This is a genomic window from Pseudomonas putida (assembly GCF_002025705.1).
Classification (GTDB): domain Bacteria; phylum Pseudomonadota; class Gammaproteobacteria; order Pseudomonadales; family Pseudomonadaceae; genus Aquipseudomonas; species Aquipseudomonas putida_J.
Genome location: NZ_CP018846.1, coordinates 5,472,050 through 5,485,147, shown reverse-complemented (window position 1 = coordinate 5,485,147; position 13,098 = coordinate 5,472,050). Strand labels below are relative to the sequence as shown.

The window sequence follows — 13,098 nt, the reverse complement described above, 5'->3', positions numbered from 1 at the left end:
TGAAACCCCGCCGCTGTACCTGCGCTATTGGTCGGGGGCTGGCAGAGGTTGTTGCTCGACGCTTGGGCCGACACTGACCTGTACGGTGTAGCTTAGGTCGAGATGACGCTGCACGGCGGCGCGGACATCTGCCGGCGTCAGCTGGTTGATGCGCTCGATGTAGGTGTTGAGATGATCCTCAGGTTGACGTTGATGGGTCAACTCCGTGAGCAGCGCTGCCAGGCGCTTGTTCTGAGCGACACCGCGCAGCAATTGCCCTTCCAGTTGTTTGCGTGCCACTTGCAATTCGGCCTGGGTCGGCCCTTGCTCGATGAAGTCGCGCAGCAGAGTCACTACCAGTTCCTGAGAACCTTGCACATGCGCCGGTGCGACTTCCCATTCGGCGGTGAACAACCCGCCTGCCCGTAATGGCGATACACGGGTATGCACGCCGTAGGTGAGGCCGCGGCGTTGGCGAAGCTCCACCATCAGGCGCGATTCAAGCCCTTCTCCCAGTACATCGCTGGCCAGTACCAGGGCGGGGAACTGTGGATCATTGGCGGGCACGTTCAAAGGGAGCGCCAGCAGGACGGCACTGCTCGCACCAGGCTGTTCGACGTGCAGGGTCGCGCGGGCGGCGGCCGGGACAGTTGGCAAATCTGTTGCCGACCAGCCCTGAGGTAAAGCCTGGCTGATCTGCCGTGAGAGTGCCTGAGCTTCAGCGAGGGAAAGGTCTCCAACCACGACCATCTCCAGGTTGCTGGCGGAGTAGGCGCGTTGGTGGAATGTCCGCAAGTCGTCTGTGGTGACCGCCGATACGCCTTGTTCGGTGCTACCCAGTGGGCAACCATAGGGATGGCCACTGAACAGGTGGCGGAAGGCTTCGCTACGCGCCCTCAAAACAGCGCGCCGCTCGCGTGAGGCGCTGCTCTGCAGCAACTGGCGCTTGATCTTGTCCAGAGCCGAGGAGAGGAAAGCAGGATGTGCCACGAGGTCGGTGAAAAGCGCCATGGCAGGTGCCAGCACGGCCTGGGTACTCAAGCTGCGCAGGCTCAGCGTCGCATGCTCCAGACGGATCTGCTTTTCGAAGATCGCTCCCAGGCGCTCGAGGTGTTCGGCCTGCTGCGCGGCTGTGTACTGATGGCTGCCCTCATCGAGCATGTACAGCGTCAAGGCTGCCAGGCCCGAGTGGGCAGTGTCCTGAACAGTGCCGGCCTTGAACCTCAGTACTACATCGACAATTGGTAACCCGCGGGCTTCGACGAATTTCACGCCTGTACCCGCTTCCGTCGTCCAGGCTTGTACCTGAGTCTGGATGGACTCGAACTGATCCAGGTCGAGCCCCTGGGCAGAGACCAGGCCGCCGTAAATGTTGTTGGTCTGGGTGGTATCTGGAGTCGAGTCATGCATGAGCGCTTTCCTTGTGGTGCATGAAAGTCATGGCAGAGCGGGAATCGGTCAGGAACTCAAGGGCTACCTGGCCGACCTGCTCGGCTGTCACGGCTTCGATGGCTTGTCGTTCATCTGCCAGCGCAATCGGGTCCAGGCCGCAGACAGCTTGCTTGCCGATGGCCTGCGCTTGGTTGCTGATGTCATCCTTTTCGAACACCTGCCTTGCCAGCAAGCGAGCCTTGGCACGTTCCAAGTCGTCCCTGGAGGGGGCCGACTGGCGAAATGCTTCGATTTCCAGCATCAGCCTTTCGGCAGCGATCTCCGGCGTTATCTGAGGGCTGCAAAATGCGTAGAGCGCCAGCAAGCTGTCACCGCGCTGCCAAGGTTCGTAGGCTGATCTCAGGCTACGAAGAACAGGGTCATCCAGAACCAGCAGGCGTTGCAGGACGCTGCTATGTCCGTTGGCCAGCAGATCGGGCAGTAGCCGCAATGCGTAGGCTTGCTCGCCAGACCGGGCGGTACATTGGCTGGGAAGGTTGAAACTGAGGATGGTGCCTGTGTTAAGGCCTGGCAGGCGCAGCGTCTGATGGCGGCGAGCTTGCAGTGGCGGCGCCGAGGGAGTCATTCGGGCCGGCAGTCGATTGGCGGCAATGTTTGCAAAGTGCCGCATTACCAAGGTTTGCAGCCGTGGCAGGGTGATGTCACCGGCTACTGCCAGCGTGGCATTGTTTGGGTGGTACCAGCTTTGGTACCAGGTTCGGGCGGCGGCCGGGGTCAGGTGCTCAAGGTCAGCCTTGTGGCCAATGATTGGCGTGCCATAGCCGTATCTTCCATACGCCAGTAAATGGTGATGCTCCAGCGCCAGTGAAAAGGGGTTGTTGTCGACTTGTTCTCGGCGCTCGGCCATGACCACGTCCAGTTCGCGAGCGAAAGGTGTATCGCTGATCGTGGCGCTCGCCATGACGTCGGCCATGGCCTCCAGAGCAATTTCGAGCCGACTGCCTGGCAGGGTCAGCGGAAAGACCGTGGCATCGGTAGAGGTGAAGGCATTCGGCTCGCCGCCGAGGCGAGTCATGACAGACGAATATTGACCACTTGTCAGTTTGCTGCTGCCTTCGAACAGCAGATGCTCCAGGGCATGGGAAAGACCGGTATGGCCGGCTGGCTCGTAGCTCGATCCAACGTGATAGCACAACTGCACACTGACCAGCGGGGCGCGATGGTCTTCACGCAGGTAGATACGCAGGCCATTGGAAAGGGTGAATGATTGTACGGTGCTGCCCTGGATGGGCGCAGAAGGGCGGTCGATCATGGTTGAAGTGCTCCAGCAAGAACCTGGGAGCAGCTTCAACCATGCTGGCAGAAGGTTTGCGGTAACTAAATACGGCTTACCGGATCAGCCCCGTTGCCAGAGCGCGTAGTGGACCTGGCCGGTCTTCTTCTCGCGGTGCAGGCGCCAGTTGCCGGGCATCGGCAGCGTCGACGGAGCGGCCTCGCTTTCGGTGTAGATCCACGCCTGTTCGCGCAACCACTGGTTCTGTTCCAGCAGGTTGCAGGTATTGGCCAGCAGGTCCTGGTGGAACGGCGGGTCGAGGAACACCACATCGAACTGCTGTTTGGCCGGGCTCTGCAGGTAGCGCAGGGCGTCGGTCTGCAAGATCTGCCCGCGTGGGCAGCGCAGGATCTCGAGGTTGTTCTTCAGGTTGGCAATGGCCGCCGGGTTGCTGTCCAGCGCCACGGCATCCTCGGCGCCACGGGACAGTGCCTCCAGCACCAGGGCGCCGCTGCCGGTGAAGGCGTCCAACACCCGGGCGCCTTCGATATGGGGCGCCAGCCAGTTAAATACGGTTTCGCGCACGCGGTCAGGGGTTGGGCGCAGGCCTTCGCCTTCCGGTACCGCCAGGCGGCGGCTGCGCCACTCGCCGGCGATGATGCGCAGGTGACCCTGGCCCTTGCTTTGGCCCTGCTGCGGGCGGGCGGGAGGGGTGGATCTAGGCATTAGTGCTCCGGTACGCCGAGCGGTTGCTCGGACGGCTTATCAGTGGGGGCAGGCAGTGGCTTTTGTGGCACTTTCGGGCCAACGGTGACGATCACCAGCTTATCGGCTGCCAGATGCTTGTTCATCGCCGCCTTGACCTGTTCAACGGTCAGCGCCTGGGACTGCTGCATGAAGTCTTCCAGCCAGGTCAGTGGCAGGTTGTAGAAACCGATGGCACCCAGTTGGCCGACGATGCTGGCATTGCTGGCATTGGACAGCGGGAAGCTGCCGGCCAGTTCGCGCTTGGCGTCGTCCAGCTCTTGCTGGGTCGGGCCGCTCTTGAGGTAGTCGGCGAGGATGTCCTGTACCAGCTTGAGCGTGCCTTCGCTGAGCTCGGCACGGGTCTGCAGGTTGATCATGAACGGGCCACGCACCTGCATCGGGCTGAACACCGAGTATACGCCGTAGGTCAAGCCACGCTTCTCGCGGACCTCGCTCATCAGGCGGGTGCCGAAAGCGCCGCCGCCGAGGATCTGGTTGCCCAGCGACAGGGCCGGCCAGTCCGGGTCCTGGCGATCGATACCGAGTTCGGCCAGCATCAGGTGAGTCTGCTTGCTCGGGAAGTCGATATGGGTGGCACCGGCCTTGGGTTCAACCGGCTGGGCCGGTTTGGCTAGCGCCGGGCCTTTGGGCAGGGCGGCGGACACCTGGGCGGCGACCGCCTCGGCTTCCTCGCGGCTGAGGTCGCCCACCAGGGCGATTACCGCGTTGCCAGCGGCATAGGCCTTGGCGTGGAAAGCACGCAGTTGCTCAAGGCTGATGCCTGGCACGCTCTCGGCGCTGCCATCGCTTGGCTGAGCGTAAGGGTGGTCGCCGTAGAGCTTGCTGAACAGCGCCTTGCCGGCGATCTTGCCAGGGTTTTGTTTCTCATACTCGAAGCCGGCCAGCAGCTGGTTCTTGATGCGTTTCAGGGCGTCTTCAGGGAAGGTCGGCTTGCCGGCCACTTCGGCGAACAGCTTGAGCGCCGGCTCGCGTTTGTCCTTGGCGCTCAGGCTGCGCAGCGAGGCCACGGCCATGTCACGGTAGGAGCCATTGCCGAAATCGGCGCCAAGGCCTTCGAAGCCCTCGGCGATTGCGGTCACATCCTTGCCGGCAACACCCTCGTTGAGCATGGCGTTGGTCAGGGTGGCCAGGCCAGGGGTGTTGCCGTCCTGGCTGCTGCCTGCGGCGAAAGTCACGCGCAGGTCGAACATCGGCAGCTCGCGGGCTTCGACGAACAGCACGCGGGCACCTTCGGCGGTGGTCCAGTTCTGGATGTTCAGCTGGCGCCGGCTGGGCGCCTTGCCGTCCAGCTCGGCCAGCGATTGCAAGGTGTTGGCCGGGCGTGCGGCGCTGCTTTCGGCCTCGGAGTGAGCCGGGCGGGCGAGCACGGCGGCCACGGCCACTACCAGCGCGATGATGCCTGTGCCGATCAGGGTGTAGCGTGGTGCGCTGCGATCACTCATGAGCGGACTCCTCGGGCAGTACATGGGCAACGCTCAGGCGTTCGCGGGTGAAGTAGGTGCGTGCGGCGTTCTGCACGTCTTCCGGGGTGACGCGCTTGAGTTCGTCCAGCTCGCTGTCGATCAGCTTCCACGACAGGCCGACTGTCTCCAGCTGGCCGATGGTGGTGGCCTGGCTGCTGATGGAGTCGCGGTCGTAAACCAGGCCGGCGATGACCTGGGCACGCACGCGTTCCAGCTCTTCGGCGCTGGGCGGCGTGGTCTTGAGCTCGTCGAGCAGCTGCCAGACGCCTTTTTCGACGTCGGCCAGGGTCTTCTGCTTCTGCACGTTTGGCGTGGCCGAGATCAGGAACAGGCTGTCGCCACGGGTGAAGGCGTTGTAGCTGGACGAGGCTCCGGCCACCAGTTCCTGGCCACGTTCAAGGCGTGCCGGCATGCGCGCGCTGTAGCCGCCGTCGAGCAGGGCCGAGATCAGCCGCAGGGCGTGCACGGTGCGCGGGTCTTTGGTGGTTGCCAGGCTCGGCACGTTGAAACCGTAGATCAGGCTCGGCAGCTGGGTGCGCACGTGCAGCGTCAGCAGGCGCTGGCCTGGCTCGGCGAGCTCCAGCGGCAGCTTGGCCGCAGGCACGGCCCGCTTGGGAATGCTGCCGAAGTACTTCTGCGCCAGACCTTTCATTTCATCGGCGGTGACATCGCCGACCACCACCAGGGTGGCGTTGTTCGGCGCGTACCAGGATTCGTACCAGTGGCGCAGCTCCTCGACCTTCATGCGCTCAAGGTCGGCCATCCAACCGATGGTCGGGGTGTGGTAACCGCTGGCCGGGAAGGCCATGGCACGGAACAGCTCGAAAGCCTTGGAGCTTGGCTGGTCGTCGGTGCGCAGGCGGCGCTCTTCCTTGATCACCTCGATTTCGCGGGCGAACTCGTCGGCAGGCAGGCGCAAGCTCGCCAGGCGGTCGGCTTCCAGCTCCAGTGCCACTGGCAGGCGGTCGCGGGCCAGCACCTGGTAATAGGCGGTGTAGTCGTCGCTGGTAAAGGCGTTTTCTTCCGCGCCGAGGTCACGCAGGATGCGCGAGGCCTCGCCGGGGCCGATCTTGGCGCTGCCCTTGAACATCATGTGTTCCAAGGCATGGGACAAGCCGGTCTGCCCCGGGGTCTCGTAGCTGGAGCCGACCTTGTACCAGATCTGCGACACCACCACCGGGGCGCGATGGTCTTCGCGCACCACCACTTTCAGGCCGTTGTCGAGGATGAATTCGTGGGTGGGTTGCACGTCGGCGGCGAAAGCCACGAGCGGCAGGCAGAGCGTGCTGAGCAACAGGCCAGCGGCGCGGCGGGCTAGAGCATTCATACGGTGATTAACCTGTTCGGCGGCCCGCTGGTTTAGCGTCGACGGGCCAGGAGGTGCTAGGATACTGATCCGGTTGCCTGGCGACCATGCCTGTCGCCGTTCTGGCCCGCAGGCCCATTAAGACAAAACATTGCGCATGAACCAGTCGGATTCAAAATAGTCTGTTCTGCGTTTAGAGAATTCCCGATGCGCCAGCTGCTGGCCCATCGCTACCCTGAGATAGCCGTCTTCCATGTTTGGTTCCAACGACGACAAAAAAGCGCCGGCCGAGGCTGGCGAGAAAAAAGGCCTGTTCAGCTGGTTTCGCAAGAAGCCGCAGCAACCTGTCGCCGAACAGCCTCAAGCGCCTGAGCCACAAGCGCCCGAGCTGCAGCCAGCCGAACCGGTAGCGCCGCAGCCTGCCGTCGAGCAGCCGCTTGTCGAAGCACAGCAGCCTACGCCGGTCGAGCCGGTGGCCCCGGTGGCCGAAGCGCCTGTGCCAGAGCCGGTTGCTTCCCAGCCATTGCAGGCGCCCGACCCCGAGCCGATCGCCGCTGAGCCGCTGGTCGCCCCGACGCCTGAGCCCGTCGCCTCTGTGCCGCTGCAAGCGGGGCCGGTCGAGGTTGCCCCGGTGGTCGAGCATGCCGCCCCCGTCAGTAATCTGGTGCTTCCGGTAGCCGAAGAACCTGTGGCGCTGGTGCCGGACCTGGAGCCGAAGGCGCCGCCGGCGATTCCGGAACGTCCCGCGCCAGAGCCTGTGGTCGTGGCCGCAGTCGCTGCGCCTGCGCCTGCGCCAGTGGAGCCTGAGCCAGTCCCTGTAGTTGCCGTGCCGGTTGCCACTGAACAGTCCAAACCCGGCTTCTTCGCCCGCCTCAAGCAGGGCCTGTCGAAGACCAGCGCCAGCATCGGCGAGGGCATGGCCAGCCTGTTCCTGGGCAAGAAGGTCATCGACGACGACCTGCTCGACGAGATCGAAACCCGGCTGCTGACTGCTGACGTTGGCGTTGAAGCCACTTCGGCCATCGTCCAGAACCTGACCCAGAAGGTCGCCCGCAAGCAGCTGGCCGACGCCGACGCGCTGTACAAGTCCCTGCAGGAAGAGCTGGCCGCACTGCTGCGCCCGGTCGAGCAGCCGCTCAAGGTCGAAGCGCAGAACAAGCCTTATGTGATTCTGGTGGTCGGCGTGAACGGTGCCGGCAAGACCACCACCATCGGCAAGCTGGCCAAGAAGCTGCAGCTGGAAGGCAAGAAAGTCATGCTGGCGGCCGGTGATACCTTCCGCGCCGCCGCTGTCGAGCAATTGCAGGTCTGGGGCGAGCGTAACCAGATCCCGGTGATCGCCCAGCACACCGGCGCCGACTCCGCTTCGGTGATCTTCGACGCTGTACAGGCTGCCAAGGCCCGTGGTGTCGATGTGCTGATCGCCGACACCGCCGGCCGCCTGCACACCAAAGACAACCTGATGGAAGAGCTGAAGAAGGTCCGCCGGGTGATCGGCAAACTCGACGCCGAGGCGCCGCACGAAGTGCTTCTGGTGCTCGATGCCGGTACCGGGCAGAACGCTATCAGCCAGGCCAAGTACTTCAACCAGAGCGTCGAACTCACCGGGCTGGCCCTGACCAAGCTGGACGGCACCGCCAAGGGCGGGGTGATCTTCGCGCTGGCCAAGCAGTTCAACATCCCTATCCGCTTCATCGGTGTCGGTGAAGGCATCGACGACCTGCGCACCTTCGAAGCCGAGCCGTTCGTCAAGGCTCTGTTCGCCGAGCGAGACTGACCATGATCCGATTCGAACAGGTTGCCAAGCGCTACCCCAATGGCCATGTCGGCTTGCATGAGCTGAGCTTCCGGGCGCGTCGGGGCGAATTCCTGTTCGTCACCGGGCATTCGGGGGCGGGCAAGAGCACCTTGCTGCGCCTGCTGCTGGCCATGGAACGCCCGACCAGCGGCAAGCTGATGCTGGCTGGGCAGGACCTGGGCCAGATCAGCAATGCACAGATCCCGTTCCTGCGCCGGCAGATCGGCGTGGTGTTCCAGAACCACCAGCTGTTGTTCGACCGCACGGTGTTCAACAACATCGCCTTGCCGCTGCAGATTCTAGGCTTGTCCAAGGCAGAGATCGCCAAGCGCGTTGATTCGGCGTTGGAGCGTGTTTCGTTATCGGACAAGGGCGAGCTGTTCCCGGCCGACCTGTCCACCGGCCAGCAACAGCGGGTCGGTATTGCCCGTGCCATCGTCCACCAGCCGGCCTTGCTGCTGGCGGATGAGCCCACCGGTAACCTCGACCCGCGCCTGGCCGCAGAGATCATGGGCGTGTTCGAAGACATCAACCGCCTGGGTACCACAGTTCTGATCGCCAGCCACGACCTGGCACTGATTGCGCGCATGCGCCACCGCATGCTGACCCTGCAGCGCGGTCGTCTGATCGGCGATGGGGAGGCCGGGCAATGAGCACTACACGTACACCAAAGGTTTCCGAGCGCGTTGCGCCCAAGGCCGCTGACCCGCAGCCTGCCAAGAAGAAGGGCGGCGATCACGACGACGACGGCCCGGATTTCCGCACCCTGCTGCACGCTTGGCTGGAAAGCCATCGTGCCAGCCTGGCCGACAGCCTGCGACGCCTGGGCAAGCAGCCGATCGGCAGCTTCTTCACCTGCCTGGTGATGGCAGTGGCCCTGAGCATGCCCATGGGCCTGTCGCTGTTGTTGAAGAATATCGAGGTGCTGGGCGGTTCCTGGCAGCGCGCTGCGCAGATTTCGCTCTACCTCAAGCTCGACGCGGGCAGCCAGCAGGGTGAAGCCCTGCGCGACGACATCCGGCGCATGCCGGGTGTCGCCGACGCCCAGTACGTCAGCCCCGGGCAGGCCCTGGAAGAGTTCCAGCAGCAGTCCGGGTTGGGCGAGGCGCTGCGCGAGCTGCCCGACAACCCGTTGCCCGGTGTCGTGGTGGTGACCCCGACCGAAGTCGACAAGCCGGCCCTGGAAGCCCTGCGGCAGCGCCTGTCGGAACTGCCAAGGGTAGAAAATGCGCAGCTGGACCTGGTATGGGTGGAACGCCTGGCGGCGATCCTCAAGCTCGGCGATCGCTTCGTCTTCGGCCTGGCGGTAATGCTGATTTCTGCGCTGCTGTTAGTAATCGGTAACACAATTCGTCTACATATTGAAAACCGCCGTATCGAGATCGAAGTCATCAAGCTGGTAGGCGGCACCGACAGCTACGTACGCCGGCCTTTCCTGTACATGGGCGCCTTGTATGGCCTGGGTGCGGGCGTGCTGGCCTGGGCCATCCTGGCCTTCGGCCTGAACTGGCTGAACGAGGCCGTGGTAGGGCTGTCCGGGCTGTATGGCAGTGATTTCGCCCTGGGTGGTGTGCCGGCTTCCGATGGTCTGTCGCTCTTGATCGGAGCGGTGCTGTTGGGGTATATCGGTGCATGGATCGCAGTCGCTCGTCATCTGAACGAGCTGGCGCCGCGATAGTTTTTACGTGCCAGCATTGACATTTTCTTCACCAGGGAACTTGTACGGTCGTTCCGGGTCAATGTTGGCAGCGCTCACAAGGCGCGAGTTTAGTAAGTCGGAGGTTCTTGAATGACCACATCGTTGCAACCTGCCTATGCCCTGGTACCCGGTGCAAACCTGGAAGCCTACGTGCACACGGTCAACAGCATCCCGCTGTTGTCTGTCGAGCAGGAGCGTGATCTGGCCGAGCGTCTCTACTACGAGCAGGATCTCGAGGCCGCTCGGCAAATGGTGATGGCCCACCTGCGTTTCGTCGTACATATCGCTCGTAGCTATGCAGGCTACGGGCTGGCCCAGGCCGACCTGATCCAGGAAGGCAACGTAGGCCTGATGAAGGCAGTCAAGCGTTTCAACCCGGAAATGGGTGTGCGCCTGGTGTCCTTCGCCGTGCACTGGATCAAGGCAGAGATCCACGAATTCATCCTGCGCAACTGGCGCATCGTCAAGGTGGCGACCACCAAGGCCCAGCGCAAGCTGTTCTTCAACCTGCGCAGCCAGAAGAAGCGTCTGGCCTGGCTGAACAACGACGAAGTGCATCGCGTGGCGGAAAGCCTCGGCGTCGAGCCACGTGAGGTGCGCGAGATGGAAAGCCGCCTGAGTGGTCAGGACATGGCCTTCGACCCGGCAGCCGAAGCGGATGACGACAGCGCCTTCCAGTCGCCTGCGCACTACCTGGAAGACCACCGCTACGACCCGGCTGTACAGCTGGAGGATGCCGACTGGAGCGACAACTCCACCAGCAACCTGCACGAAGCGCTGCAAGGCCTGGATGATCGCAGCCGCGATATTCTCTACCAGCGTTGGCTGGCAGAAGAAAAGGCCACGTTGCATGAGCTGGCTGACAAGTACAGCGTTTCGGCTGAGCGGATTCGCCAGCTGGAGAAAAATGCGATGAACAAGGTCAAGGCGCTGATCACCATCTGATCACGCTTGGTCGCATCGAAAAGCCGCTGGCCCGAAGAGGGTGAGCGGCTTTTTATTGCCAGCGCGATTTTGGGGCCGCCCCTGCTAGAGGACGCGATCAGCTGTAGGAGCGGCCTTGTGTCGCGAATGGGCTGCGCAGCAGCCCCAAAAAATTCAAAGCTTGCGCGAAGAATCCAGTTGCATCAGGTAGCTGGGCCCACCCAACTGGCTCATCTGTCGCCGAATCCAGCCCGCCCGGCTCGCCACATAGGCACTTGGCCGACTGGCACTCCATTTGATCGGGCTTGGCAGCACCGCCGCCAGTTGCGCGGCCTGCTGGCGGGTCAGCCGGCTGGCATCGACACCAAAGTGATAGCGTGCGGCCGCTTGGGCGCCAAACACGCCCTTGCCCCATTCGGCGCTGTTCAGATAAACCTCGAGAATGCGCTCCTTCGACCAGAACAGCTCGATCAGCCCGGTGAACCAGGCTTCCAGCCCTTTGCGGAACCAGCTGCGGCCCGACCAGAGGAACAGGTTCTTGGCCACCTGTTGGGTCAAGGTGCTGGCACCACGAATGCTGCCACCACGCTCGTTGTACGCCAGTGCCGCCTGTATGGCTGGGATGTCGAAGCCCCAATGGCTGGCGAACTTCTGGTCTTCACCTGCAATGACCGCAACCTTGAGCTCGTCGGAGATGTTTTCCCACGGTTCCCAGTCGCGTTGCAGGTCGATCGGCTCGCCACTCACCCATGATTGCACCTTGCGCTCGAGCATCAATGCGGTGCCCGGCGGCGGTACCCAGCGAAACACCAGCACCAGCACAATGCTGCCGGCAGCGAACCAGAGCAGGGCGCGGGCGAGGCGGCGGAGAATGGATGACAGCATGGCGATGGCTTGGCCGGACCGGTGGAACGGGCCATTATACAGACCCGATACAAGGAGTCGTCCCATGCTTCGCAGCTTCCTCATGCTCGCCGCCTTCTTCGGCTTTACCGGCGTCGCCCTGGGCGCGTTCGCCGCACATGGGCTTAAGAATCGCCTGACCGCGGATTACCTGGCCATTTTCCACACGGGGGTCACCTATCAGCTGGTGCATGCCCTGGCGATCTTTGGTGTCGCCGTGCTTTCGGCGCACCTGCCGGGGCGCCTGGTCGGCTGGGCCGGCGGTCTGTTCGCCCTGGGGATCGTGCTGTTCTCCGGTAGCCTGTACCTGCTGACCCTCAGCGGCCTGGGCAAGCTGGGTATCATCACCCCCATTGGTGGCCTGTGCTTCCTCGCCGGTTGGCTGTGCCTGGGCCTGGCTGCCTGGCGCCTGGGCTGACCGAACGGTCCACAATCGCGACTAATGGCGTGCAGCGCCCTTGGGTTCATGCGTGGATCGGCGCTAGAATGCGGGCCCCAAAGAACAATGGTGGCCGTGCGCATGCGCATTCAACTGAACGGTGAACCTTACGAATTGCCCGCTGGCGAAAGCGTCGCGGCCCTGCTGACCCGCCTGGAACTGACCGGGCGCCGGGTGGCGGTGGAACTCAACCTGGATATCGTGCCGCGTAGCCAGCACGACAGCACGCAGCTGAACGAAGGCGACCAGGTCGAAGTGGTCCACGCCATCGGTGGCGGCTGAGCCCGGTCCGGCGATTCACCTGCAAGCCCAGCAATCTTTTCCCGAGGAACAACGATGAGCAACGTTCGTAGCGACAAGCCCTTCATCCTGGCCGGGCGCACTTTCCAGTCGCGCCTGCTGGTCGGCACCGGCAAGTACCGTGACATGGAAGAAACCCGCCTGGCCACCGAGGCCTCGGGTGCCGAGATCGTCACCGTGGCTGTGCGCCGGACCAACCTGGGCCAGAATGCGGGCGAGCCGAACCTGCTCGACGTGCTGTCGCCCGACAAGTACACCATCCTGCCAAACACGGCAGGTTGCTTTGACGCTGTCGAGGCGGTGCGTACCTGCCGTCTGGCCCGTGAGCTGCTCGATGGCCACAAGTCCCACGAGTCGCGCACCCTGGTGAAGCTGGAAGTGCTGGCCGACCAGAAAACCCTGTTCCCTAACGTGATCGAAACCCTCAAGGCCGCCGAAGTGCTGGTCAAGGACGGTTTCGACGTGATGGTCTACACCAGCGACGACCCGATCATCGCCCGCCAACTGGCCGAAGCCGGCTGCATCGCGGTGATGCCGCTGGCTGGCCTGATCGGCACTGGCCTGGGCATCTGCAACCCGTACAACCTGCAGATCATCCTGGAAGAGTCGAAGGTGCCGGTACTGGTCGACGCCGGTGTGGGCACCGCCTCGGATGCCACCATCGCCATGGAAATGGGTTGTGAAGCCGTGCTGATGAACTCGGCTATCGCCCACGCCCAACAGCCGGTGCTGATGGCCGAGGCCATGAAGCACGCCATCCTCGCCGGTCGCATGGCCTACCTGGCCGGGCGCATGCCGAAAAAACTTTATGCCAGCGCCTCGTCGCCGCTGGATGGTCTGATCAAGTAAGAGCC

Annotated in this window: 13 protein-coding genes; 7 read left to right on the top strand and 6 right to left on the bottom strand. The window is 63.3% G+C overall.

All coding sequences use genetic code 11. The features are described 5' to 3' along the window. Window positions 1-24: 24 nt before the first annotated feature. The 5 genes from BUQ73_RS24830 to BUQ73_RS24810 form a co-directional block, all read right to left on the bottom strand. The gene (locus tag BUQ73_RS24830; RefSeq protein WP_079230069.1) at window positions 25-1,389 is read right to left on the bottom strand and encodes a M16 family metallopeptidase; all 1,365 of its coding nucleotides are present in this window, start codon (window positions 1,387-1,389) and stop codon (window positions 25-27) included. Further along, window positions 1,382-2,683, bottom strand: coding sequence for a M16 family metallopeptidase (locus BUQ73_RS24825; RefSeq protein ID WP_079230068.1), 1,302 nt, complete (start codon window positions 2,681-2,683; stop codon window positions 1,382-1,384). The genes BUQ73_RS24830 and BUQ73_RS24825 overlap by 8 nt, the downstream gene beginning before the upstream one ends. A gap of 84 nt (window positions 2,684-2,767) precedes the next feature. Further along, the gene (gene rsmD, locus BUQ73_RS24820) at window positions 2,768-3,370 is read right to left on the bottom strand and encodes a 16S rRNA (guanine(966)-N(2))-methyltransferase RsmD (RefSeq protein ID WP_079230067.1); all 603 of its coding nucleotides are present in this window, start codon (window positions 3,368-3,370) and stop codon (window positions 2,768-2,770) included. Then, entirely contained in the window at window positions 3,370-4,854 is a 1,485-nt protein-coding gene (locus BUQ73_RS24815) for a M16 family metallopeptidase (RefSeq protein WP_079230066.1), read from the bottom strand. The genes rsmD and BUQ73_RS24815 overlap by 1 nt, the downstream gene beginning before the upstream one ends. After that, window positions 4,847-6,202, bottom strand: coding sequence for a M16 family metallopeptidase (locus BUQ73_RS24810; RefSeq protein WP_079230065.1), 1,356 nt, complete (start codon window positions 6,200-6,202; stop codon window positions 4,847-4,849). Before BUQ73_RS24810 ends, BUQ73_RS24815 begins: the two co-directional genes overlap by 8 nt. A 232-nt stretch (window positions 6,203-6,434) precedes the next feature. Between BUQ73_RS24810 and ftsY the strand changes: the two genes are divergently transcribed. The 4 genes from ftsY to rpoH all read left to right on the top strand — a co-directional run bounded on the left by ftsY (window position 6,435) and on the right by rpoH (window position 10,623). Continuing rightward, window positions 6,435-7,958: a signal recognition particle-docking protein FtsY gene (gene ftsY, locus BUQ73_RS24800; protein ID WP_079230064.1), complete on the top strand. Its 1,524-nt coding sequence runs from the start codon at window positions 6,435-6,437 to the stop codon at window positions 7,956-7,958. Between the two features lie 2 nt (window positions 7,959-7,960). After that, a complete protein-coding gene (ftsE, locus tag BUQ73_RS24795; RefSeq protein ID WP_012274659.1) occupies window positions 7,961-8,632 on the top strand; it encodes a cell division ATP-binding protein FtsE in 672 nt (223 codons plus the stop codon). Next, window positions 8,629-9,657 carry a permease-like cell division protein FtsX gene (gene ftsX, locus BUQ73_RS24790; RefSeq protein ID WP_079230063.1) on the top strand — a complete coding sequence of 343 codons (1,029 nt, stop codon included), beginning with the start codon at window positions 8,629-8,631 and terminating at the stop codon, window positions 9,655-9,657. The genes ftsE and ftsX overlap by 4 nt, the downstream gene beginning before the upstream one ends. A gap of 111 nt (window positions 9,658-9,768) precedes the next feature. Further along, window positions 9,769-10,623 (top strand): RNA polymerase sigma factor RpoH, encoded by an 855-nt coding sequence (gene rpoH / locus BUQ73_RS24785; RefSeq protein ID WP_079230062.1) that lies wholly within the window; start codon window positions 9,769-9,771, stop codon window positions 10,621-10,623. Between the two features lie 153 nt (window positions 10,624-10,776). Here the strand turns inward: rpoH and mtgA are convergent, their stop codons facing one another. Next, a complete protein-coding gene (gene mtgA, locus BUQ73_RS24780; protein ID WP_079230061.1) occupies window positions 10,777-11,487 on the bottom strand; it encodes a monofunctional biosynthetic peptidoglycan transglycosylase in 711 nt (236 codons plus the stop codon). Window positions 11,488-11,551: 64 nt separating this feature from the next. Here mtgA and BUQ73_RS24775 point away from each other — a divergent pair, with 64 nt between their 5' ends. The 3 genes from BUQ73_RS24775 (at window position 11,552) to BUQ73_RS24765 (ending at window position 13,093) form a co-directional block, all read left to right on the top strand. Continuing rightward, a complete protein-coding gene (locus tag BUQ73_RS24775; protein WP_060498067.1) occupies window positions 11,552-11,923 on the top strand; it encodes a DUF423 domain-containing protein in 372 nt (123 codons plus the stop codon). Between the two features lie 102 nt (window positions 11,924-12,025). Beyond that, window positions 12,026-12,226, top strand: coding sequence for a sulfur carrier protein ThiS (gene thiS / locus BUQ73_RS24770; protein ID WP_033696634.1), 201 nt, complete (start codon window positions 12,026-12,028; stop codon window positions 12,224-12,226). Window positions 12,227-12,280: 54 nt separating this feature from the next. Next, window positions 12,281-13,093: a thiazole synthase gene (locus BUQ73_RS24765; protein ID WP_027920973.1), complete on the top strand. Its 813-nt coding sequence runs from the start codon at window positions 12,281-12,283 to the stop codon at window positions 13,091-13,093. Window positions 13,094-13,098: the final 5 nt, after the last annotated feature.